This is a genomic window from Providencia sp. 2023EL-00965 (assembly GCF_033550225.1).
GTDB classification, from domain to species: Bacteria; Pseudomonadota; Gammaproteobacteria; order Enterobacterales; family Enterobacteriaceae; genus Providencia; species Providencia manganoxydans.
This window is the reverse complement of record NZ_JAWUEH010000004.1, coordinates 143,817-166,894: the sequence shown is the minus strand read 5'-3', so window position 1 is coordinate 166,894 and position 23,078 is coordinate 143,817. Positions and strand designations below refer to the sequence as shown.

General features: G+C 39.4%; 19 protein-coding genes. 12 read left to right on the top strand and 7 right to left on the bottom strand.

All coding sequences use genetic code 11. The features are described from left to right. Positions 1-323 precede the first annotated feature (323 nt). The 7 genes from fur to SC428_RS07410 all read right to left on the bottom strand — a co-directional run bounded on the left by fur (position 324) and on the right by SC428_RS07410 (position 8,733). Positions 324-773 (bottom strand): ferric iron uptake transcriptional regulator, encoded by a 450-nt coding sequence (gene fur / locus SC428_RS07440; RefSeq protein WP_070924902.1) that lies wholly within the window; start codon positions 771-773, stop codon positions 324-326. 172 nt (positions 774-945) lie between these two features. Continuing rightward, on the bottom strand, positions 946-1,473 hold the full coding sequence (gene fldA / locus SC428_RS07435; protein WP_070924901.1) for a flavodoxin FldA: 528 nt from the start codon (positions 1,471-1,473) through the stop codon (positions 946-948). A 141-nt stretch (positions 1,474-1,614) separates the two neighbouring features. Next, on the bottom strand, positions 1,615-1,908 hold the full coding sequence (ybfE, locus tag SC428_RS07430; RefSeq protein WP_140180859.1) for a LexA regulated protein: 294 nt from the start codon (positions 1,906-1,908) through the stop codon (positions 1,615-1,617). Between the two features lie 170 nt (positions 1,909-2,078). Next, on the bottom strand, positions 2,079-4,184 hold the full coding sequence (locus SC428_RS07425; RefSeq protein ID WP_318706669.1) for a type I secretion system permease/ATPase: 2,106 nt from the start codon (positions 4,182-4,184) through the stop codon (positions 2,079-2,081). Between the two features lie 3 nt (positions 4,185-4,187). Further along, complete coding sequence (locus SC428_RS07420; protein WP_070924900.1) at positions 4,188-5,516, bottom strand: HlyD family type I secretion periplasmic adaptor subunit; 1,329 nt, start codon at positions 5,514-5,516, stop codon at positions 4,188-4,190. Between the two features lie 17 nt (positions 5,517-5,533). Next, the gene (locus SC428_RS07415) at positions 5,534-7,621 is read right to left on the bottom strand and encodes a peptidase domain-containing ABC transporter (protein WP_140180731.1); all 2,088 of its coding nucleotides are present in this window, start codon (positions 7,619-7,621) and stop codon (positions 5,534-5,536) included. Positions 7,622-7,950: 329 nt separating this feature from the next. After that, the gene (locus SC428_RS07410) at positions 7,951-8,733 is read right to left on the bottom strand and encodes an alpha/beta fold hydrolase (protein WP_318706665.1); all 783 of its coding nucleotides are present in this window, start codon (positions 8,731-8,733) and stop codon (positions 7,951-7,953) included. A 287-nt stretch (positions 8,734-9,020) separates the two neighbouring features. Here SC428_RS07410 and seqA point away from each other — a divergent pair, with 287 nt between their 5' ends. From seqA to lpxK, 12 genes are all read left to right on the top strand, one after another. Continuing rightward, positions 9,021-9,569 (top strand): replication initiation negative regulator SeqA, encoded by a 549-nt coding sequence (gene seqA, locus SC428_RS07405; RefSeq protein ID WP_070924897.1) that lies wholly within the window; start codon positions 9,021-9,023, stop codon positions 9,567-9,569. A 175-nt stretch (positions 9,570-9,744) separates the two neighbouring features. Beyond that, positions 9,745-11,379, top strand: coding sequence for a phosphoglucomutase (alpha-D-glucose-1,6-bisphosphate-dependent) (pgm, locus tag SC428_RS07400; protein ID WP_140186229.1), 1,635 nt, complete (start codon positions 9,745-9,747; stop codon positions 11,377-11,379). 286 nt (positions 11,380-11,665) lie between these two features. Then, on the top strand, positions 11,666-12,754 hold the full coding sequence (gene serC / locus SC428_RS07395; protein ID WP_318706662.1) for a 3-phosphoserine/phosphohydroxythreonine transaminase: 1,089 nt from the start codon (positions 11,666-11,668) through the stop codon (positions 12,752-12,754). Positions 12,755-12,862: 108 nt separating this feature from the next. Continuing rightward, positions 12,863-14,143, top strand: coding sequence for a 3-phosphoshikimate 1-carboxyvinyltransferase (gene aroA, locus SC428_RS07390; protein ID WP_318706660.1), 1,281 nt, complete (start codon positions 12,863-12,865; stop codon positions 14,141-14,143). 194 nt (positions 14,144-14,337) lie between these two features. Continuing rightward, entirely contained in the window at positions 14,338-15,021 is a 684-nt protein-coding gene (gene cmk, locus SC428_RS07385) for a (d)CMP kinase (protein WP_070924894.1), read from the top strand. Positions 15,022-15,198: 177 nt separating this feature from the next. Then, on the top strand, positions 15,199-16,872 hold the full coding sequence (gene rpsA, locus SC428_RS07380) for a 30S ribosomal protein S1 (RefSeq protein ID WP_070924893.1): 1,674 nt from the start codon (positions 15,199-15,201) through the stop codon (positions 16,870-16,872). A gap of 55 nt (positions 16,873-16,927) precedes the next feature. Further along, positions 16,928-17,215, top strand: a complete 288-nt coding sequence (gene ihfB, locus SC428_RS07375; protein WP_042846474.1) for an integration host factor subunit beta — start codon at positions 16,928-16,930, stop codon at positions 17,213-17,215. A gap of 33 nt (positions 17,216-17,248) precedes the next feature. After that, entirely contained in the window at positions 17,249-17,479 is a 231-nt protein-coding gene (locus SC428_RS07370; protein WP_318706651.1) for a hypothetical protein, read from the top strand. Positions 17,480-17,772: 293 nt separating this feature from the next. Beyond that, positions 17,773-19,527: a DNA internalization-related competence protein ComEC/Rec2 gene (locus SC428_RS07365; protein ID WP_318706649.1), complete on the top strand. Its 1,755-nt coding sequence runs from the start codon at positions 17,773-17,775 to the stop codon at positions 19,525-19,527. After that, complete coding sequence (locus SC428_RS07360; protein ID WP_318706647.1) at positions 19,524-20,093, top strand: MBL fold metallo-hydrolase; 570 nt, start codon at positions 19,524-19,526, stop codon at positions 20,091-20,093. Before SC428_RS07365 ends, SC428_RS07360 begins: the two co-directional genes overlap by 4 nt. Positions 20,094-20,128: 35 nt before the next feature. After that, complete coding sequence (gene msbA, locus SC428_RS07355) at positions 20,129-21,874, top strand: lipid A ABC transporter ATP-binding protein/permease MsbA (RefSeq protein WP_070924892.1); 1,746 nt, start codon at positions 20,129-20,131, stop codon at positions 21,872-21,874. Continuing rightward, positions 21,871-22,869 (top strand): tetraacyldisaccharide 4'-kinase, encoded by a 999-nt coding sequence (lpxK, locus tag SC428_RS07350; RefSeq protein WP_140186225.1) that lies wholly within the window; start codon positions 21,871-21,873, stop codon positions 22,867-22,869. The genes msbA and lpxK overlap by 4 nt, the downstream gene beginning before the upstream one ends. Positions 22,870-23,078: the final 209 nt, after the last annotated feature.

Sequence of the window (23,078 nt, the reverse complement as noted above, 5' to 3'; positions counted from 1 at the left end):
CGGTTATTGCTCTGCATCTAATGCTTTTTTTATATGTCTCTACTGCGAAGCTGTACGCAAAATGATGACTATGATGATGTCATAGCTAAGTCTATTTGGGAGTCGTTATACATAATGTATGAAAATGACTTTCGTTGGCAGCTGATATCACAATCATAGCAACGGATCATAGGGTGATGATTAATCAGAAAAGATATGATGCAAGGAGAACATTCTTGTATAGATAAAAGAAAACCTCATGTAAAACATGAGGTTCTTTAGTAATTAAGAGGCTGTATAAATGCCTTTCTAGGATTGGTATTAGTCGTTAAAAAACAACTCAATCACTCTTTCGCTTCGTGTGCGTTTGCATTTTCACGGCAATCGCCATCAGCGCAGTGGCCATAAAGATATAAGCTGTGATTAGATAGCTTAATACCATGACGCGCAGCAATATTCGTTTGGCGTTCTTCAATTGATTTATCAGAGAATTCGATCACTTTACCGCAATCTAAGCAAATCAAATGGTCATGATGGTGTTGCTGAGTCAGTTCAAAAACGGATTTACCACCTTCGAAGTTGTGACGGGTCACAATGCCAGCATCGTCAAATTGGTTTAATACGCGGTATACTGTAGCCAGACCGATCTCTTCACCCATATCAATCAGTTTTTTGTAGAGATCTTCCGCACTGACGTGATGGCACTCAGGCTCCTGAAGTACTTCCAATATTTTTAATCTTGGAAGAGTGACTTTGAGTCCAGCATTTTTCAATGCTTTATTGTTGTCTGTCATGCGGGTTTGTCCTGTATCTTAAATCATAAATTTAACAATAATGAGACATTTTTAACATATATTCAGTTGTCTTCGAAACTGATTTACAATTATAGGCATGGAAACAAAAAATAGAAACCATGCGTTGTCTCATTATTATAATAATATCAGCAATCCTACGCTGATTTGTTCGTTAGCCGAGGATCTCAGATAGAGACATCTCTGTTGAAATTTGTTGTACCCATGCATCAACACGCTCTTCGGTTAGCTCTGGCTGGCGATCTTCATCGATAGCTAATCCAATAAAATGGTTGTCATCATACATGCCTTTAGAAGCTTCAAAATGATAGCCTTCAGTAGGCCAAGCACCGACAATTACTGCACCACGCGGTTCAATAATATCACGGATAGTTCCCATCGCATCACAGAAGTACTCTGCATAGTCTTCTTGGTCACCACAACCAAATAAAGCAACAAGTTTGCCTTCAAAATCAATTTCTTCGAGAGTTGGGAAAAAATCATCCCAATCACACTGGGCCTCACCATAATACCAAGTTGGGATGCCAAGAAGTAAAATATCAAACGCTTCAATATCTTCTTTACTGCATTTAGCGATATCATGAACTTCAGCGTTATCGTTGCCTAATCTCTTTTGGATCATTTTGGCAATATTTTCTGTATTACCAGTGTCACTACCGAAGAAAATGCCTATGACTGCCATAAAGTGAATAACCTCTTGTTTTTCCAATCTGGTTTGAAAAGAGCCAGATAGGGCTAAATTTGAATAAATAAAATTTTGGCCTTATTTTGGCGAAAAACCCTGAATAAATCTGTCGAATTTGTGTGGTTTACTAAGGCGAAACTATCTGTTTGAAGGCTCGTAAACCTGTGCGAGCTGTGACATTAGCATTTCTTCTATTAGCTCGCTACGGCTCATATTTTTTTCATCAGCCAGCTGATTCAATATGGCGACAGCATCTTCATTGAGCTTCAGTTCAACGCGGCGTAACCCGTTGACTTTATCTCTTTTAAGTTGATTACGTTTATTAATTCTTAATTGTTCATCCCGCGAAAGCGGACTTGTTTTAGGTCGCCCAGGCCTGCGTTCCTCAGCGAACAAATCAAGTGTGGTGCGATCAGTTTGTTCTTTTGCCATATTTCTTTAATACTAATGGGCGTGTACCAATAATCCAGCGCGCAATCATACCTTAGCTGTCGTCCTTGTGCCAGAGCGCATATTCAGTGAAAGTCTTTGATAGTAAAAAAAAGAACTGTTTGTTGGAAAAAGCACCAAATAATATTTAATTAGTGCTTTTTTCTGATTCACTAGCGAGTTTGCTGATGCCATAGATTGGCGTAAATTCCATTTTGTCGCAGTAAATCTTGATGAGTACCTACTTCAGCAACTGCACCTTCGCGGATCACACAAATTTTGTCAGCATGCATAATGGTATTTAAACGGTGAGCGATACTAATAACGGTTCTTCCTTTAGTGATCAAATGCATATTAGCCATAATGGCTGCTTCAGATTCATAATCTAACGCAGATGTCGCTTCATCTAAAATCAGAATATCAGGTTTTGTCAGTAATGCCCTCGCAAGTGCAATACGCTGGCGTTGCCCTCCAGAAAGATTACTACCTCTTTCTGATAAGTGATAATTAAAATTATCGGGGAGTTTCATAATAAATTCATAGGCTCCCGCCAATTTTGCCGCTTCAATCACATCATCATCACTGGCTTGCGGTTTACTCAAACGAATGTTTTCGGTAATAGTGCCAACAAAAAGCATACTTTCTTGTAATACCACGCTCATGCGTCGACGCAAGGTGACCGTATCGCTGACGGCTAAATCCATTCCATCAACAATCACTTGACCATGTTGTGGGATATAGAGTCGTTGTAGTAGCTTAGTTAAGGTACTTTTTCCAGATCCTGAAGGACCTGTAATGCCAATAAATTCTCCCGCTTTGACTGAAAGTGAAAGGTTATTGAGGACTTCTGGTGTATCCGGTTGATAACGAAAACGAATGTTTTGGAAGTCGATACAGCCATGGATAGATGCAGAACTCACTATTCCTTTTCTTTCATTTTCAATGGGTTCATCAAGGATATCTCCCACACGACGCAGTGAGATAATGGTGTGCTGAAAGTCTTGCCAAATTTGCGCCAAGCGCAAGACTGGTTGGGTCACATGGGCACTTAGCATATTATAGGCAACCAATTCACCGGGGCTGATGCCGCCATTCATCACTTCTTTAACGCCGACCCAAAGAAGCAGCGCAGTAGTGACTTTGCTGACTAAAGTCATCAGTTGTGATGCAATTTCACTGCGCATAGTGACTTTAAAGCCTTGAATTAGCTGTTTACTGAGTAATTTCTGCCAACGATGGTAAAAATACTTTTCGGTGGCAGTGGTTTTTACTGTTTCAATACCCGTGATTGATTCAGTTAAAAAAGTTAAACCGTTTTCATCGGCCTGATAGGACTTTTCTGTTTGTCGCCGAATGATAGGGCCGAGTATCATCCATAGGATAAAAAAGACAAATAGGGAGCCTATGAGGATCCATGTCATATTGGCACTATAGTAAAATAGTATGGCGATAAATAGGCTAACAAACAGTAAATCAATAAATAACATCAATGTTGAACCGGTCAAAAATTGGCGGATATGAGACATTTCTCTGATCCGAGCAATGATTTTGCCTGTTGGCCGTAATTTAAAATAATTCAATGGTAATGCCATTAAGTGGCGATAGAGTTTACCTGATAACTCTGAACCAATTTGTGAGCTCGTATTACTGAAAATTTTATTACGGATAAATGTATATAGTGGTTCGGCAAATGCAATACTGATAATACCAATAGCCAATACATGCAAACTATCAATGCTTCTTCCTACTAGCACCTTATCAATGATATTTTGGAAAAATAAAGGATTGATCAAAGCAAATAACTGAACGATCGCAGCAAGAATAAAAATATTTTTCAGTTGTGAACGCTGACGTAATATTGAAGGGATAAACCAACTAATACCAAACTTTCTTTTTTGTTCAATTTCAAGCTGTTCTTTTATCAATAGAACAATAATCTTATTATTGTCATTAGGAATATCATTGAATGATACTATTTTATTACTTTCAGGATGAATTAAAATTAATGAGTCATCACTGTCTTTTGATAATACAAACCAGCATCCATTAATATCAACCAGTGCGGGAAGAGGGAGATGAGTAAATTGTTGCTTGTGTAATTCAAGCAACTCAGTTTCATAACCTGTAATATGAGCACATTCTCTGAGTTCCCAATTTGTTGGTGAAACAGAGTTCATGCCTATGGCATGCATTAACTGATCTTTAGTGAGGCTTTTTTGATAATGGTTAGCGACCCAAATTAATGCCTCTAATCCATAGTTGTTATTTATCGTTTCCATAGATTATTTTTCCCTCATCGCGGTGGAGGTATATTCTTGAATTGGACTTAATAAATAATCAATAACGCGACGTTTTTCCGTTTTGATCTCTGTCGTGACAGATAGACCTGGCGTGAGCTCAATAGTATTACCTTCAACCAATAAACTTTTCTTATTAAGGCTAATTTGCCCTAAAAAAACGAGACCAAGTTGCTCATCCTGAGTGCTATCTCTTGATATTGATAAAACTTCGCCCTCTATGGTGCCATAGCGGGTGTAAGGAAAGGCATCAATTTTCACCGTCGCACTTTGCCCTTCTCGAATAAAGCCAATGTCTTTATTTAGAATTTTGACTTCAGCCAGTTGCACATCATTACTAGGGACAATGACCATTAATTGTTGAGCCGGTTGTAATACAGCGCCTAAAGTATAAGTTGCTAGTTGCTGTATTGTTCCATCAACAGGAGAACGAATAATTTCTAGTTGCTCTCTTTCTTGGTTTTTTGCGAGTTCTTGTTCGGCTGATGCATGCTTAAACTCAGCCTGTCGGTATTTTTCATACCATTCTTGGTTCTTTTGTGTTTGTAAGCGATTCAGTTTTTCTTGTAATGCGTGATATTGACTATCTAAAATAGTCAGCTCGGCGAGTTTTGTTGTTTTTTCTTTTTTGGTATGCAGCAGTTCACGTTCTTGTTCTAAGAACTCTTTTTGGCTAATAAGTTTTTTTTCATTTAATGCGCTGTGAGCATCAAGTCGTTTTTTAATATTAATGATTAATAAATTGATATCTTTTAATTCAAGGTTTCTCGCTGAATAATTTGCTCTATTAATGGCTATCTCGTTATTTATTTCAGTGACTAATGCGTCATATTCATTTTTTAAGTTTTGATAAGTTTGTATAACCCGTTGTTGCTCAATAGATAATAAACTAGCAAACTCATTATTCAGCTCAGGTGATTGCTGATTTAACAAACTATGGTGAACCAATTTTTCAATTTTTTGAAAGTTAATTTGATAGGTTAGATTCAGAATATCTTGATTGATCCCTAATACATTCACACTCAATAAAGGGTCTCCTTTTTTAACTTTTTGTCCATCAGCGACGTAAATATGTTGCAAACGACTTAGTTCAAAAGCCTGAATAATTTGTGTTCTTCCAGAAACAATTAATCGGCCTTGTGCGGTGGCTTGAATATCTAATTTACCAATGTAGGACCATAAAATAGCGAATAATATACCTATACTAATAATAATCGCAGTCATCAATGCAAGATAAGAAGGTGGGCTTTTTAATAATGCCAAATGTGACGGTAAAAAACGATCATACCGTGTATTGGTTGCTGTCTGTTTCATAGCTAACATCCATGTAATTATTTAAGTGATTGCTGTAATGACCACAAGTGTTGATAGAACTGACCTTGCTCAATTAATTGTTGGTGGCTGCCTTGCTCTACGATCTTGCCTTCCTGCATGACGATAATACGTTGATGATCACGTATCGTGGAGAGCCTGTGTGCAATAGTAATAACCGTTCTACCTTGAGCGATAAGTTGCATGTTTTCCTGAATAATAGCTTGAGACTCATCATCCAAGGCACTGGTTGCTTCATCAAATATGATAATTTTAGGATCTGCAAGTAGTGTGCGTGCAATGGCGATACGTTGGCGTTGACCGCCTGATAATGATGAGCCACCTTCAGATAGAATGGTGTCGTAGCCCATTGGAAGCTTTAAAATAAAATCATGTGCACCCGCCATTTTAGCAGCATGTATCACTTGATCCATTGAGCTATTTGGACGAGTTTGGGCAATATTATCGAATACAGTTTGGTTAAACAGGTAATTCTCTTGAAGGACAATGCCAACTTGTTGTCTTAATGAATGAATATTTATCGATGTTAATGGTACTCCATCAATAAAAATACCGCCTTGTTCTGGGGTGTATAGACGGAGTAATAAACGTGCTAAGGTGCTTTTCCCTGAACCCGATGTCCCAACAATCCCTAATGTTTCACCTGAACGAATGGATAAATTAAAATCTTGAAGAATATACGGCATATTGGGTTGATAGCGAAAACAGATATTACGTAACTGGATATATCCTTTTAAGGATTTACGCTCTCCATGTTTAGTCTGCTCTGTTGGTAAATTAATTATTTGAGCTAACTTCTCAATAGCCACTTTTGTTCTTATGTAATCTCCCCAAAGTTTGACCAATTTTACTAGTGGTTGGCTGGCATGGTTGACCATCATGTGGAAAGCAATAAATTGCCCAATGGTCAGTTGTAAAGCCAATACTTCCGATGCACCAACCCATAAAATAACCGCACTGGTTAATTTCTCAATTACCATCACAAGGTGTTCTGATCGAGAACTCACTTGCCCTGCAACAAAAGTGGTGTGGCTCATATCTGAAGTTTGCTTATCCCATCGGCGAGTAAAATTTGGCTCTACAGATAAGCTTTTTGCTGTTTCAATACCATTAATGCTTTCTGTTAAAAAAGATGTATTGATTGCAATATTCGCAAACTGTTCATGAGCAGCGGCTTCAATTTTAGGGGTTAGCCACCAAGCAACGAGTAAATAAAGCGGAATAGAGCAGAGAAAGATCAGAGTGAGCGTTGAAGAAAGTAGGCTCATCACATAGATAAATACAAACAGAAATAGTACATCAACACATAATGTAAAAAAGCTCCCCGTTAGAAACTCACGAATAGTTTCTAACTCTTTGACTCGAGTAACAATTGCACCAATTTGGCGTGTTTTGAAAAAAGAGATAGGAAGGTGCAGTAAATGATTAACTAGCTTTAAGCCTAGTGTAATATCAATACGGTTTACGGTGTGATGATAAATATATTCTCTTAGTCCTTTTAAACTAACTTCAATAATAGCGACAATAATTAGGCCAAATATCAATACATCCAGTGTCGCCATACTATTATGAACAAGCACTTTATCCATAATCACTTGAATAACAATAGGAGAGACTAAAGCGAGTATTTGTAAAATAAATGAAAATAGTAAAACCCACGCAATAATATCTTTATATTTTAAAAATTCGGCTTGAAACCAAGTGATATCGAATTTACTTTGTGTGGATTTCACTTGTAGCCATTTACCGCTCCATTTTTGTTTAAATTCATCTATTGTCCAAATTTCAGGTGCATGATTACCAAACCGCTGTATAAGAACTTGCTCATGATTAAAATTAGCGAGTAGATAAGCAATGTTATCATTATCGTAGATAATTGAAGGGGATTCTATTTTCTCAATTGATCTATCACTTTGTTTTCTAAATCGACATTTAACATTTAGCAGTTTTTTTATATCAGCTAATGATTCATGAAGAGGTTTTTCTTTATCAATAACTTTATTGAATTCATTATGGTCAATATCACCCGAAAGTTTAATTATTATTCCAATGAAATATAAGGTTGATTGCGTTTGTTCATTATCCATTTTAAAAGTGAATATTCCTTTAATCTATAATTATTGGTTTTATATATTTAAGATTTTGATAAATGTATATGGTTAAATAGTAGTATAAGGCAGGGGCGTGCAATTAATATAATATAGCGATAATAATTATAAGGATATTGAAGTTTATCTGATATTACTGTTCTATTCGTATGATCTCAATAATTAAAAATACAGTCAGGCGATCAATGAACGAATACGCTGTAAGGCACCTAGGTGATTAGTACGAATAAGTGGCGATAACGATAATGCAACTTAAAGTATGACGAATGTATACTGAAGAGAAATTATCCCTTCAGTATACAATCTACTTATTCATATTCAGGTAGGTCAAGAAAACGATGAATAGCCCTTAAAACATGATCAGGTTTTTCTGCATGAACCCAATGCCCCACATCAGCAACAACCCATGCTTTGGTATTTGGGAATTGTGCTGCTATTTGCTCTCTATATTCAGCTTTAACATAAGGGGAGTTACCACCTGGGATCAGCAAAACAGGTTTATCCCATGTAGGTACTGATTTCCAGCCAATAATTAGCTCATAATTTTCTTTAATTGCGGGTAGATTAAATTTCCATTCACCTTGGCGAAAAGATTTGAGTAAAAATTGAATAACGCCATCTTCATTAAGATATTCGCGCATAATAACCGTTGCTTCTTGGCGGCTTTTTGCACCACCTTGAATAACGGCGTCAAGAGCAGCCATGATAGTATCATGTCGACGTTCTTGGTAAGCGACAGGAGCCATATCAATCGCGATAACTTTTTCAATAAAATCAGGGGCAATTTCAGTCGCAGCCATTGAAATTTTTCCGCCCATTGAGTGGCCAATCAATATCGCACTTGTATAACCTAAGGATTGTAATAGGGTAATAACATCATTGGCCATTTGCCGATATTCCATGGCGTCAGCACGGAATGAATCACCATGATTGCGAACATCAATTTGGATAGTTTCAAAATATTTTTGCAAATCGCGACCTAAGACACCAAGGTTGTTAAGATCGCCAAATAGCCCGTGAATTAGTACAACAGGTGTTGGTGAAACGGGGTGTTCTGGTTTATGAATTGTATGGTTTAGCAGTTTAGTCATCGTTAAACGTCAATTTTTTAATTGTTAATAATTCTATGATGGCATGTATGTTTAAAAAATCCAAACTGACAAATTTGAGTGAGTTCCCGTCTATCGCAAAGAACTCTACTTAATAGTTCATTTTCTTATTAAACAATAAAACGACCTAGATAGTGATAACTTACTGAAATCACGCTGAACTTAGGGTTGTGTTTACTTTAAGTTATTGAAATTTTAATTGTTTTGTTTTTTTGAAATCTATCTTATAATCCCAACGCAAATTTTGGTTAAAAAAGTACTGGGAAAAAATGAAAACGATAGAAGTTGATGAAGAGCTTTACCGCTATATTGCCAGCCATACACAGCATATCGGTGAAAGTGCATCGGATATTTTGCGCCGTATGTTAAATTTTAAGTCCGGTCAGCCAGTACAAGTCGCTAAAGAATTCGGTAACGAACAACAGCTACCACAAGCTGTAGAGACAAAAAAAACATCTGCTGCACCGCAAAATCCTGTTCGCATTGTTAGAGAATTATTACTCTCTGATGCTTATGCGGAAAAAAATAAAGCAATAGATCGCTTTATGTTAATTTTATCGACGCTGTATAGCTTAGATTCAGTTGTCTTTGCTAATGCGACAGAGGCAATGCATGGTCGTACTCGAGTTTATTTTGCGGGTGATGAGCAAACTCTGTTAGCTGCGGGTAGGCAGTCTAAGCCGCGTCATATACCTGGAACACCTTATTGGGTGATCACGAATACAAATACCAATCGCAAACGCAGCATGGTTGAAGCAATCATGCAGGAGATGCAGTTCCCTGCCAATGTGATTGAGAAAGTTTGTCATACAATCTAATCTAAAAATCGAGGCATCACTGGGGTTGTTTATACTTTAAATAACGTGGAATGCAGTTAGGTGACAAACAAACGAATTGCTAGGTGCCTACATAAGTAGGTGACGAGTGCAAATGAGTGAAGTCAACAACACTGCAACTTGGAGTATGACGAGCCAGTGCATTGGGAGATAACAAGTGACTATACATGAACGTGCAGGGCAGCTTCCGTTTCAAACTGATTTGATAAATGTTGCACAACTAACTGCTCAATATTATCAATTGCAGCCGCAAGTCGGTAACCCTGAGCATGCCGTAAAATTTGGCACATCAGGGCATAGAGGCAGTGCGAATAGAAAGAATTTCAATGAAGTTCATATTCTTGCAATTGCTCAGGCGATTGTTAATTTGCGCAAACAGCAAGGCCTAACAGGGCCATGTTTTATTGGTAAAGACACCCATGCATTGTCTGAAGCGGCATTTATAACGGTTATTGAAGTACTTGCTGCTAATCAGGTTAGCGTTGTTATTCAAACAGATAATGGTTTTACGCCAACCCCTGCAATATCTCATGCTATTATTAGTTATAACCAATCACATCAAGATGTTGCCGATGGGATTGTGATAACCCCTTCGCATAACCCACCAGAAGACGGTGGTATTAAGTATAATCCATCCAATGGTGGTCCAGCAGATACGGATTTAACTTCTGTCATTGAGAAGCAAGCGAATCAATTGATCGCACAAAATCTTGCAGGGGTGAAACGGTTATCTTTTGAAGATGCATTATCCAGTGGTTATGTGGCAGAGCAAGACCTAATTATGCCTTATGTTGCGGCACTAGGTGACGTCGTCGATATGAAGGCTATCCAAAAAGCGGGCCTGAAATTAGGTGTTGACCCTCTTGGTGGCGCGGGTATCGAATACTGGCGTAAGATCGCGGAGTATTATCAATTAGACCTTGAGTTAGTGAATGATCAATTCGATCAAACTTTCCGTTTTATGCCTCTTGATCACGATGGTGTGATCCGCATGGATTGTTCTTCGCGTTGGGCAATGGCGGGTTTGCTAGGCATGAAAGAAAAGTTTGATTTAGCTTTTGCGAATGATCCTGATTATGACCGCCATGGTATTGTGACGCCTACTGGCCTAATGAATCCAAATCACTATCTTGCGGTAGCGATTGATTATTTATTCCAACATCGTCCCCAATGGAGCAAAGAGGTCGCCGTTGGCAAAACCCTTGTTTCCAGCGCGATGATTGATCGTGTTGTTGCTGACAGTGGCCGTGAACTTGTGGAAGTGCCTGTTGGCTTCAAATGGTTTGTTGAAGGGTTATTTGACGGCTCATTAGGTTTTGGCGGCGAAGAAAGTGCTGGCGCTTCTTTCTTAAAATTTGATGGTACCCCTTGGTCAACGGATAAAGATGGTATTATTTTATGTTTGCTGGCGGCTGAAATCACTGCTGTGACAGGTGAAAATCCACAACAGCGTTATAATAAGCTAGCTGAAAAATTTGGCTCCCCTATTTATAGCCGTATCCAAGCCAAAGCAACTCATGAACAAAAAGCAAAATTGAGTAAATTATCCCCTGAAATGGTTTCTGCGGATAGCTTAGCGGGAGATAAAATCACTCAACGTCTAACGACTGCTCCGGGTAATGGCGCTTCTATTGGCGGACTAAAAATCATGACTGATTATGGTTGGTTTGCTGCCCGCCCATCAGGCACGGAAGAAGCATATAAAATCTACTGTGAGAGCTTCCGCGGTGAAGAGCATTTACGCCAAATTGAAAAAGAAGCGATTGAAATCGTTAGCAAGGTGATTTCTTAATTTTCGCCTTATTTATCGATAAAAACCTTTTTAAATCCCGATTTTGGTAATAGAGCCAAAATCGGGATTTTATTTTTTTTAGCCCCTCAATCTCTGCATAATATTACGGTGGTATTTGTTGTGGCCGAATTAACAAAATTCCTTGCTTTTCTATTAAAAAATTACCTGTCTGGTATTTCGATTCTTCTCGACAATAACCGTTGCAGCGCGCGGCGGGGGATGGTACAACCATAGTACTGAGCTAATTTAATAAACGTTTATTGAAATTAAAGATAGGGTGAGGTCAATGAGTCAGGTTTATAATTTCAGTGCGGGTCCTGCAATGTTACCCGTAGAAGTCATGCGTCGCGCGGAACAAGAGTTTTGTAATTGGAAAGGCCTTGGTGTTTCTGTCATGGAAGTGAGTCATCGCGGAAAAGACTTCATTGCTGTTGCCGAAGAAGCAGAACAAAACTTACGTGATCTGCTAAATATTCCCCAAAATTATAAAGTATTATTTTGTCATGGTGGTGCTCGCGGTCACTTTGCGGCGATGCCTATGAACCTCTTGGGTAGTAAAACAACAGCTGACTACATTGTAGGTGGTTATTGGGCGGAATCAGCAGCAGAAGAAGCGCAAAAATACTGTACTCCGAACATCATTCAAGTTAAACAAGAAAAAGACGGGGTTGTTGGTATAAAGCCAATGAGTGAGTGGCAGTTAAGTGATGATGCTGCTTATATTCATTATTGCCCAAATGAAACCATTGACGGCTTAGCAATACACGAAGAACCTGACTTCCCGAAAGATAAAATTGTTATTGCAGACTACTCATCGGCTATTTTATCTAAACCTATCGATATTAGCCGTTATGGTGTTGTTTATGCGGGAGCTCAAAAGAATATCGGCCCTGCGGGTTTAACGATTGTGATCATTCGTGAAGATTTACTAGGTAAAGCCTCAACTCAAACCCCATCCGTATTTGATTACACCGTTCTTGCCAAATATGATTCTATGTTCAACACACCACCAACATTTGCTTGGTACTTATCAGGCATGGTTTTCAAGTGGTTGAAAGAACAAGGCGGCTTGCAAGAAATGGCAAAACGTAACTATGAAAAATCTCAGCTATTGTACAACGCAATTGATGATAGCGAGTTCTATATTAACCGTGTTGCCGTTGAAAATCGCTCTTGGATGAACGTCCCATTCCAAATGCAAAATCCAGCTTTGGATGAGCAATTCCTGACAAAGGCTAAAGCTCAAGGATTATTATCACTGAAAGGTCACCGTGTATCCGGTGGAATGCGTGCTTCTATTTACAACGCAATGCCATTAGCTGGTGTTCAGGCTTTAGTTGATTTTATGGCTGATTTCGAACGTCGCCACGCGTAATTATCTTCCCACTCCAATATAATTAAGCATATTGGGGTGGGGACTCTATTTTGATATTGAAAACGATAATAATTAATTTAGCAAAAAGTACTGGAGAATCTGCTCGTTATGCAATCCCTGACATTACAACCTATCTCTTCAATTAACGGAACGATCAACCTGCCAGGGTCAAAAAGTGTATCGAACCGAGCTCTTTTATTAGCTGCAATGGCAAATGGCACAACGGTGCTGACTAACTTATTAGACAGTGATGATATTCGCCATATGCTGAATGCATTAAGCGCGTTAGGTGTAAAATACCAACTCTCTGAAGATAAAACACGTTGCCTTGTGGAAGGTATTGGTGGGCGTTTAAGTTACCCGAATGAGCTGGAAATTTTTTTAGGCAATGCAGGGACAGCAATGCGTCCCCTGACAGCGGCGTTGTCACTAGCAGAAAATAACATTGTACTGACTGGCGAGCCACGCATGAAAGAGCGCCCAATAGGGCATTTGGTTGATGCATTACGTGAAGGTGGCGCTGTTATTGAGTATTTAGAACAGGAAAATTACCCACCAATTCGTTTACGTGGGGGCTTTTCAGGTGGCACAATTTCAGTTGATGGTTCAGTTTCTAGTCAGTTTTTAACCGCGCTTTTAATGGCAGCGCCATTAGCTGAAAAAGATACGCTAATTACTATTGCAGGTGATTTAGTTTCGAAGCCTTATATTGATATTACTTTAGCCTTAATGGCAACCTTTGGTGTGAATGTTGAAAATCACCAATATCAAAAGTTTACTATTAAAGGGAAACAACAATATCAATCACCAGCTGAATATTTAGTTGAAGGTGACGCATCATCCGCTTCTTATTTTCTGGCCGCGGCAGCAATCAAAGGCGGTACTGTTCGAGTAACGGGTATCGGTAGAAATAGCCTTCAAGGTGATACAAAATTTGCCAATGTCTTAGAAAAGATGGGAGCAACCATTCGTTGGGGTGATGACTTTGTTGAATGTGAACGAGGGACTTTAACTGGGATTGATATGGATATGAATGCAATCCCTGATGCTGCAATGACGATAGGCACGGTCGCTCTGTTTGCCAAAGGCGAAACGGTGATCCGCAATATTTATAATTGGCGGGTGAAAGAAACAGATCGTCTATACGCGATGGCGACAGAGTTGCGTAAAGTTGGGGCTGAAGTTGAAGAAGGGCATGATTTTATCCGTATTGTTCCTCCCACAAAACTTCAGCATGCAGAGATTGAAACCTATAATGATCATCGAATTGCTATGTGTTTTTCATTGGTCGCACTATCCGATACCCCGGTGACTATCTTAGACCCAGGCTGTACAGCGAAAACATTCCCTGATTATTTTCAACAATTAGCGCGTTTGAGTAAATTTTAATCATTTGACTGACTGAAATAAAAATTCTTTATTCCAGTCAGTTTCTTCTCTTATCTCTTAATCGCACGAGTAAATGACAATTTTTATCTCATTCATCAGAACCTGCTTATTTCACAAAACTGATGAGTAGGTATAATGTCGCCACTGATTTTAATTGCAGGTGAAAGATTGACTTGCAGAAAAGGAGACCTTTTATGGTGGCGATCGCCCCTGTAATAACCGTTGATGGACCTAGCGGAGCTGGTAAAGGTACGTTATGCCAAGCGTTGGCAAACGAATTTGGATGGCAACTTTTAGATTCTGGTGCGATTTATCGTGTACTTGCTTTAGCGGCATTGCATCATCATGTGGATATTCAATCAGAAGATGCATTGGTGCCTCTTGCGGCAAATTTAGATGTTCGTTTTGTACCGGAAGATAATCAGTTAAAAGTCATTTTGGAAGGCGAAGATGTTTCAAATCAAATTCGCACCGAAGATGTGGGGAAAACAGCGTCACAAATCGCAGCTTTTCCTCGTGTAAGAGAGGCTTTACTGCGTCGTCAGCGTGCTTTTAGAGCTATGCCAGGTTTGATTGCGGATGGTCGTGACATGGGAACGGTAGTTTTCCCTGACGCCCCAGTGAAAATTTTCCTTGATGCCTCCGCGGAGGAGCGTGCTCATCGACGTATGAAGCAGTTGCAGGAAAAGGGGTTTGATGTTAACTTTGAGCGACTTTTAACCGAAATACAAGAACGCGATTATCGTGATCGTAACCGTACGGTTGCGCCGTTAATTGCCGCAAAGGATGCTTTAATACTGGATTCCACAAGTATGTCTATTGAGGAAGTCATTGAAAAAGCACAAGCCTATGCGAAAAAAATTCTACAATTATCTTAATAATTGGCTGTATTTTAGCTTATAATGTAGATAGTATACGCACTTAATACTATACCGATTTTCTATATTCGGCATAGTAGCAACCTTACGACATGGAAAGTTGTGGGGTATGTGAAACAACCCCATTTGGCCGGATGCTGAGTGGACGTTAATTAAAAACTCTTGAAGATCATTAATATGACAGAATCTTTTGCTCAACTCTTTGAAGAATCCCTGCAGAATATTGAAACTCGTCCTGGTTCTATCGTCCGTGGTACTGTTGTTGCCATCGATAAAGACGTTGTCCTGGTTGACGCAGGTCTGAAATCTGAATCTGCAATCCCAGTAGAACAATTCAAAAATGCTCAGGGTGAGCTTGAAATCCAAGTTGGCGATGAAATCGATGTAGCGCTGGATGCAGTTGAAGATGGTTTCGGTGAAACTATCCTTTCTCGTGAGAAAGCGAAACGCCATGAAGCATGGCTGATGCTTGAAAAAGCTTACGAAGAAGCTGAAACTGTTACTGGTGTTATTAACGGTAAAGTTAAAGGTGGTTTCACTGTAGAACTGAACGGTATTCGTGCATTCTTACCAGGTTCATTGGTAGATGTTCGTCCAGTTCGTGACACTACTCACTTGGAAGGCAAAGAGCTAGAGTTCAAAGTAATTAAGCTAGATCAGAAGCGCAACAACGTTGTTGTTTCTCGTCGTGCTGTAATTGAATCTGAAAGCAGCGCAGAACGTGATCAACTGCTCGAAAATCTGCAAGAAGGCATGGAAGTTAAAGGTATCGTTAAGAACCTTACTGACTACGGTGCATTCGTTGATCTCGGCGGTGTTGATGGCCTGCTGCACATCACTGATATGGCTTGGAAACGTGTTAAACACCCAAGCGAAATCGTCAATGTTGGTGATGAAATCACAGTTAAAGTTCTGAAATTCGACCGTGAGCGCACTCGTGTTTCTCTGGGTCTGAAACAACTGGGCGAAGATCCTTGGGTCGCAATCGCTAAACGTTACCCAGAAGGTACTAAACTGACTGGTCGCGTTACTAATCTGACTGATTACGGCTGCTTCGTAGAAATCGAAGAAGGCGTTGAAGGTCTGGTTCACGTTTCAGAAATGGATTGGACTAACAAGAACATCCACCCATCTAAAGTTGTTAACGTTGGTGATGTTGTTGAAGTTATGGTTCTGGATATCGATGAAGAACGTCGTCGTATCTCACTGGGCCTGAAACAATGCAAATCTAACCCATGGCAGCAATTTGCAGAAACTCACAACAAAGGCGACCGCGTTGAAGGTAAAATCAAGTCAATCACTGACTTCGGTATCTTCATCGGACTGGAAGGCGGTATCGATGGCCTTGTTCACCTGTCTGACATCTCCTGGAACGTTGCAGGCGAAGAAGCAGTTCGTGAATACAAAAAAGGTGACGAAATCGCAGCTGTTGTTCTGCAAGTCGACGCAGAGCGTGAGCGTATTTCTCTAGGTGTTAAGCAGTTGGCTGAAGATCCATTCAACAACTACTTAGCTGCAACTAAGAAAGGCGCAATCGTAACTGGTAAAGTTATCGCAGTTGATGCTAAAGGTGCAACTGTTGAGCTGACTCTGGGCGTTGAAGGTTACCTGCGTGCATCAGAAGCTTCACGCGACCGCGTTGAAGATGCAACTCTGGTTCTGAACGTTGGTGATGATGTTGAAGCTAAATACACTGGTGTTGACCGTAAAAACCGTGTAATCAACCTGTCTGTTCGTGCAAAAGACGAAGCTGATGAAAAAGACGCTATCGCTACTGTGAACAAACAAGAAGATACTAGCTTCGGTAACAACGCAATGGCTGAAGCATTCAAAGCAGCTAAAGGCGAATAATTAAGGTGGGGGTAACGGGTGTTACCCCTTCGTAGCGGTAGTTTAGGGAGGTACTATGACCAAGTCTGAGTTAATTGAAAGACTGGCTAGCCAGCAATCTCATTTGTCAGCTAAAACGGTTGAGGAAGCTGTTAAAGAAATCCTTGAGCATATGGCTGACACACTGGCTGGTGGTGAACGTATAGAAGTCCGCGGATTCGGCAGTTTTTCTCTTCACTACCGTGCTCCGCGTGTTGGGCGTAACCCAAAAACTGGAGACAAAGTGGAGCTGGAAGGTAAATACGTTCCTCACTTTAAACCAGGTAAGGAATTACGTGACCGTGTAAATATTTATGGTCAATAATTGACTATAAATCTTAATTATTAGTTCAAAACGGTGCTTGTATTTTACAGCACCGTTTTTTCTTTTAGCCTCAATCAGCCAATCAGCCAATCAGCCAATCAGCCAATCAGCCAATCAGCCAATCAGCCAATCAGCCAATCAGCCAATCAGCCAACCAACCAATCAGCCAACCAACCAACCAACCAACCAACCAACCAACCAAACGATTGTTTATCTATTAGTATTTATACTCGCCATGCTTCAAGTTGTACGGTTTTTTGTTAAGATATAAGGGACTGCGCTACGCTCGCCGAGTTACATCGTTTATCTATACTCCCCCCGACTATCTTCACTTTTCGCCTACCTGCAACTCCAATTATTTTGAGTATATATCGAGTGATATACACTATCGATTATCAATAAACACCCTATTTGCGAAGCGTTACCCAAAAGAATGTAATATTGCAAAACAAGGCATAAATTATTGCGTGCAGGTACGAACACTGCAAATAGCGATGACAAAAATAAGGCTCGATTTCGTTATGCTTAAAATAGGCATTGCGGCTTAGGGGGCCATGATGAACCAAAAATTATTTTATTGGCTGTGGGGAGGGCAACTTTCTTATACGCAAGCTGCTATTGCTATTTTTATCGGGATATTGCCTATTTTATTTATTCATGAGCTTCCTAAAATAAGTAATTCAACGATAATTTTATTGATATTATTTCTCTTTTTAATTTTTATCAAAGTTAATAGATATATTAAATTTATTGCTTTGATTATGATGGCATTGCTATGGGCTATTTGGCATAGCAATTTTTTGATTGAAAAAATGAATGCGCTATCAAAGACACAACATCAATTAGATATTACCGTGATTAGTGTACCTTCATATGAAAAAGAGAAGGAAAAGCTTAAGGTTAGGATCAATAAGATTAATAATGTTCCTCAGTTTCCACCAATCTATGCAATGTGGCAAGTCAATCAACCGATGCATAATTTATGTTCAGGTCAAACATGGCGATTAAATGGCTTATTAAAGCCATTGCATTCATCTTTAAATGAAGGCAGTTTTGACCAACAGCGATATTCCATATCTCAACGTATTATTGGGACATTAAAGGTATCAACGTCGCGGGTTATTGATGAAGAGTGTTCAGTTAGGCAAAAAGTCATTAATTCATACATTGATAGTATTAGTTTATTAAAAAACGCAGGGGTCACTTATGCGCTAATGTTTGGTGAAAGGGGCATGTTATCACCGGAACTATCATTATTATTACAAACTACAGGACTAAGCCACTTAATTGCGATTTCTGGTTTACATATCGGCTTATCTTATCTATTCGGCTATTGGTTAGTTAAGTTTATCACCTATTTCTTTCCCGTATGTTTTAGTCAGTATATCGTGCCCATTGTTGCGGGGGTAGCTTGCGCATATTTTTATGCTTGGGTTTCAGGGTTCGCCATTCCAGCGGTACGGGCATTAATTGCTTTAGTTTTATGGATTTACATTAAACAGCAAAATAGCTTTTATTTTCCGTGGCAATGGGCGATTTGGAGTATAGGGCTGATCCTTGTAGCCGACCCATTAGCGATATTATCGGATAGTTTTTGGTTATCTTTTTTTGCTGTTTTCGCAATATTATATTGGCTTCGATTATTTCCATTATCATCTTATATAAATTATACCAAAGCTATTCGCTGGGGAGTTGCTTTCATTCATCTACAAGTGGGCTTGTTACTTTTACTTGCACCGATCCAAATCATGTTATTTCAAGGGATCAATGTGATGAGTTTTTTTGCGAATTTATGGCTAGTTCCAATAGTATCATGGTTGGTGATCCCTCTGATCCTCTTATTATTTTTGTTACCATTTTCATTTGTTCAACACATTATTTTTAATATTATTGACGAGATTATAGAAGTAGGATTAAAGCCATTAGCATACTTAAGTGATTACTGGTTTGAAATGCAGTTCGCTCCATTATTCATTTTTCTATTTTGTTGGTTGATTGGTTTATTTATCGCGCTTGGGCTATATCGGTATTATATTGGGTTACTTGGTTGTTTGGCGGCATTATGCATAGGGACAGAAAATACAACTCGGCAAATATCAGGGAATGAATGGAGCTTAACGTTACTTGATGTTGGTCACGGGCTAGCTGTGGTTATAGAACAAAAGGGGTTAGCATATCTCTATGATACAGGGAACCGCTGGCCTGAAGGAAGTAATGCGCAAAGACAGATAATTCCTTATTTGAAACGAAAAAAATTATACCTATTGGGGTCATTCTCAGTCATGACCATCTTGATCATACGGGAGGTGTGAGTGCATTAAAAAAACAGTACCCTTGGCTGAGTCTACGTAGCAGTTTTAGTGGAGCTGCAAGTTTGCCTTGTATTAAAGGTCAACATTGGCAGTGGGGAAAATTAAATTTTGCCGTGCTTTGGCCAGAACGGATGTCTAAAAAATCACATAACGATGATTCTTGCGTCATTATGCTAAGTGATGGGTACCATAAAATTTTACTTACAGGAGATTTAGAAAAGCAAGGCGAACAAGCAATATCAGCAAGTTATCAGCAGCAGTTACGATCAGATATTTTATTTGCCCCACATCATGGTAGTAATACTTCTTCAACGCCATTATTCATAAGAATGGCTTCACCTAACATGGTGTTAGTCTCATCGGCGAGGTACAGTCCTTGGAAAATTCCATCAGATAAAGTACATTTTCGGTACAAAAGCAATAATATAAAATGGATTAATACAGCTGAGGCTGGTCAAGTAACTATCTGGTTTAGAAAGAAAACTATTGAATTAACACGCTATCGAAAGGAAATACATCCCCGCTGGTATCATCTCTGGTTTGGTGATCCGCAATTTCCCGAGTAGAATAGTGCGCTTACATTAAGTTTGGTAATAAAAACATGATTGATAATGACTTGTCGACACGACAAACGTTCCGCCGACTATGGCCTACGATTGCGCCTTTTAAAGCGGGTTTAATAGTTGCAGCAATTGCTTTAATTATCAACGCAGCAGGTGATGCGTTTATGATTTCTTTATTAAAACCTTTACTCGATGAAGGGTTTGATAAAGCAGATAACGACGTCTTAAAATGGTTACCTCTTGCGGTATTAGGCTTAGTTATTGTTCGTGGTTTATCCAGTTTCGTATCAAGCTACTGTGTTTCATGGGTATCTGGTAAAGTCGTGATGAGTATGCGTCGTCGGTTATTTGGCCATATGATGGGTATGCCGGTGAGTTACTTTGATCAGCAATCGACAGGGACATTATTATCGCGTATCACTTATGATTCAGAGCAAGTTGCGTCATCTTCATCAGGTGCATTAATTACTATTATCCGTGAAGGTGCTTATATCGTCGGTTTATTTGCGATGATGTTTTACTATAGCTGGCAATTATCATTAATTTTAATTGTGATAGCACCAATCGTCTCTATTACTATCCGTATCGTTTCTAAACGTTTTCGTAAGATCAGTAAAAATATGCAAACGGGAATGGGGAGTGTTACGGCTAGTGCAGAACAAATGCTAAAAGGGCACAAAGAGGTTTTGATTTTTGGTGGACAAAAAGTTGAAACTGAGCGCTTTAATAAAGTCAGTAACAACATGCGTAGTCAATCGATGAAAATGGTGACTGCATCGGCAATTTCTGATCCAATAGTGCAACTCATAGCTTCTTTTGCTTTAGCTTTTGTTCTTTATGCTGCAAGTTTCCCTGAAATTCGTGAGCACTTAACATCAGGAACAATTGCGGTTGTGTTTTCATCGATGTTTGCATTGATGCGCCCATTGAAATCCTTGACTAACGTTAACTCCCAGTTCCAACGTGGTATGGCTGCATGCCAAACTTTGTTTGCTATTTTAGATTCTGAGCAAGAGAAAGATGAAGGAACAAAAGTGCTAGCTAAAGTAAAAGGGGATATTGAATTTCAAAATGTCACTTTTACATATGCAACGAAAGAACACCCTGCATTGGATGATATTTCATTTACGTTACCGGCAGGTAAGTCTGTTGCTTTGGTTGGGCGCTCGGGGTCAGGAAAATCGACAATCGCGAATCTGATTACACGCTTTTATGATATTGATAAAGGCAGTATTCGTATTGATGGTCATGATATTCGTGAATATACGCTTGAGTCACTACGTAGCCAAGTTGCGCTGGTCTCACAACATGTTTATTTATTTAACGATACTATCGCTAATAATATTGCTTATGCAACCGATGGGCGTTATACCCGCGAGCAAGTCGAAAAAGCAGCAGAAATGGCTTACGCAATGGACTTTATTGCTAAGCTCGACAAAGGGTTAGACACAGTGATTGGTGAAAATGGCGTGATGCTTTCAGGTGGGCAGCGTCAGCGTATTGCAATTGCTCGTGCTCTATTGCGTGATGCGCCAATCTTGATCCTAGATGAGGCAACATCGGCGTTAGATACAGAATCTGAACGAGCCATCCAAGCAGCACTGGATGAGTTACAAAAAAACAGGACATCTTTAGTGATTGCACACCGTTTATCAACAATTGAAAATGCGGATGAAATTTTGGTTGTGCAAGATGGCCATATTATTGAGCGTGGCAGCCATAAGTCCTTGATAGCTGAAGATGGCGCATATGCTCAGCTGCATAAAATTCAATTTAGCAAATGATACAACGAATTTGGTCTGGCCAATCATGGCTTTATATTTTACTTCTACCGCTATCGTTTCTTTATGGCGCGATAGCACTTATTAGGCGTATTGGTTATAAAGTTGGATTGTTTCGTTCATGGAAAGCGCCAGTTCCAGTCGTTGTTGTCGGTAATTTAACTGCTGGGGGAAATGGAAAAACCCCAGTTGTGATTTGGCTAGTTGAATCATTAATGAAACAAGGTTACCGAGTTGGTGTTGTTTCCCGTGGTTATGGTGGAAAAGCTGAGCATTATCCGTTAATTATATCGTCGTCGACGACGACGGCAGAAGCGGGAGATGAACCCGTTTTAATTTACCATCGAACAAAAGCCCCTGTTGCTGTTGCACCAAAACGCAGTGATGCAGTAAAAGCATTGCTTGATAGTCACGCATTAGATGTGATCATTACTGATGATGGATTACAGCATTATGCATTGGGTCGCGATTATGAAATCGTTGTTATTGATGGCCAGCGTCGTTTTGGTAATGGTTGGTGGATACCCGCAGGTCCAATGCGTGAACGAGCAGGCCGTCTGAAAAGTGTTAATGCTGTGATTGTCAATGGTGGTAGCGCTCAACTTAATGAAACCGCCATGGTTTTAGCTGGGGATATGGTGATTAATTTACTGACAGGTGAGCAGCGACCTGTTAGCTCTCTTAATACAGTGATTGCAATGGCAGGAATTGGCCATCCACCGCGTTTTTTTACCTCTTTAGAGAAAAAAGGTTTATCGCTAATTCAAACATATGCTTTTGCAGATCATCAGTCTTATCAGCAGCAGCAGCTTTCTATATTAACCCCAAATAATGAACCACTATTGATGACTGAAAAAGATGCGGTCAAATGCCGCTCTTTTGCACAAGCTAATTGGTGGTACCTTCCTGTCGCAGCTTCTTTTGATCCTATCGGTGAAAAGCAGATTTTAAGTGAAATAAAAAATATTATAGTTAATAGTAAAAAAACTTGCCCCTAATCGTTTACTGTGATAATAATATCGCCAACGTGATGTAGATCCACTTATTATGTATATAGATGTAACTCATTAATAAGTGATATATCTACTGAGTTAAGTTCACGACCTACTTATTAAGTTAATCCTCACATTTCTGCGTTTACTCATCAGTTTTGTCATCTAAGTGTCAAAAAATACTGTTAAGTTACAGAGAGTCACTAGTGTGTGGA

Excerpts from the sequence above, each read along its gene's own strand:
- serC (WP_318706662.1), top strand. The coding sequence starts at position 11,666 with ATGAGTCAGGTTTATAATTTCAGTGCGGGTCCTGCAATGTTACCCGTA.
- fur (WP_070924902.1), bottom strand. The coding sequence starts at position 773 with ATGACAGACAACAATAAAGCATTGAAAAATGCTGGACTCAAAGTCACT.
- SC428_RS07420 (WP_070924900.1), bottom strand. The coding sequence starts at position 5,516 with ATGAAACAGACAGCAACCAATACACGGTATGATCGTTTTTTACCGTCA.
- rpsA (WP_070924893.1), top strand. The coding sequence starts at position 15,199 with ATGACAGAATCTTTTGCTCAACTCTTTGAAGAATCCCTGCAGAATATT.
- SC428_RS07415 (WP_140180731.1), bottom strand. The coding sequence starts at position 7,621 with ATGGATAATGAACAAACGCAATCAACCTTATATTTCATTGGAATAATA.
- cmk (WP_070924894.1), top strand. The coding sequence starts at position 14,338 with ATGGTGGCGATCGCCCCTGTAATAACCGTTGATGGACCTAGCGGAGCT.
- msbA (WP_070924892.1), top strand. The coding sequence starts at position 20,129 with ATGATTGATAATGACTTGTCGACACGACAAACGTTCCGCCGACTATGG.
- SC428_RS07365 (WP_318706649.1), top strand. The coding sequence starts at position 17,773 with ATGAACCAAAAATTATTTTATTGGCTGTGGGGAGGGCAACTTTCTTAT.
- seqA (WP_070924897.1), top strand. The coding sequence starts at position 9,021 with ATGAAAACGATAGAAGTTGATGAAGAGCTTTACCGCTATATTGCCAGC.
- ihfB (WP_042846474.1), top strand. The coding sequence starts at position 16,928 with ATGACCAAGTCTGAGTTAATTGAAAGACTGGCTAGCCAGCAATCTCAT.
- ybfE (WP_140180859.1), bottom strand. The coding sequence starts at position 1,908 with ATGGCAAAAGAACAAACTGATCGCACCACACTTGATTTGTTCGCTGAG.
- SC428_RS07425 (WP_318706669.1), bottom strand. The coding sequence starts at position 4,184 with ATGGAAACGATAAATAACAACTATGGATTAGAGGCATTAATTTGGGTC.
- aroA (WP_318706660.1), top strand. The coding sequence starts at position 12,863 with ATGCAATCCCTGACATTACAACCTATCTCTTCAATTAACGGAACGATC.
- fldA (WP_070924901.1), bottom strand. The coding sequence starts at position 1,473 with ATGGCAGTCATAGGCATTTTCTTCGGTAGTGACACTGGTAATACAGAA.
- lpxK (WP_140186225.1), top strand. The coding sequence starts at position 21,871 with ATGATACAACGAATTTGGTCTGGCCAATCATGGCTTTATATTTTACTT.
- SC428_RS07410 (WP_318706665.1), bottom strand. The coding sequence starts at position 8,733 with ATGACTAAACTGCTAAACCATACAATTCATAAACCAGAACACCCCGTT.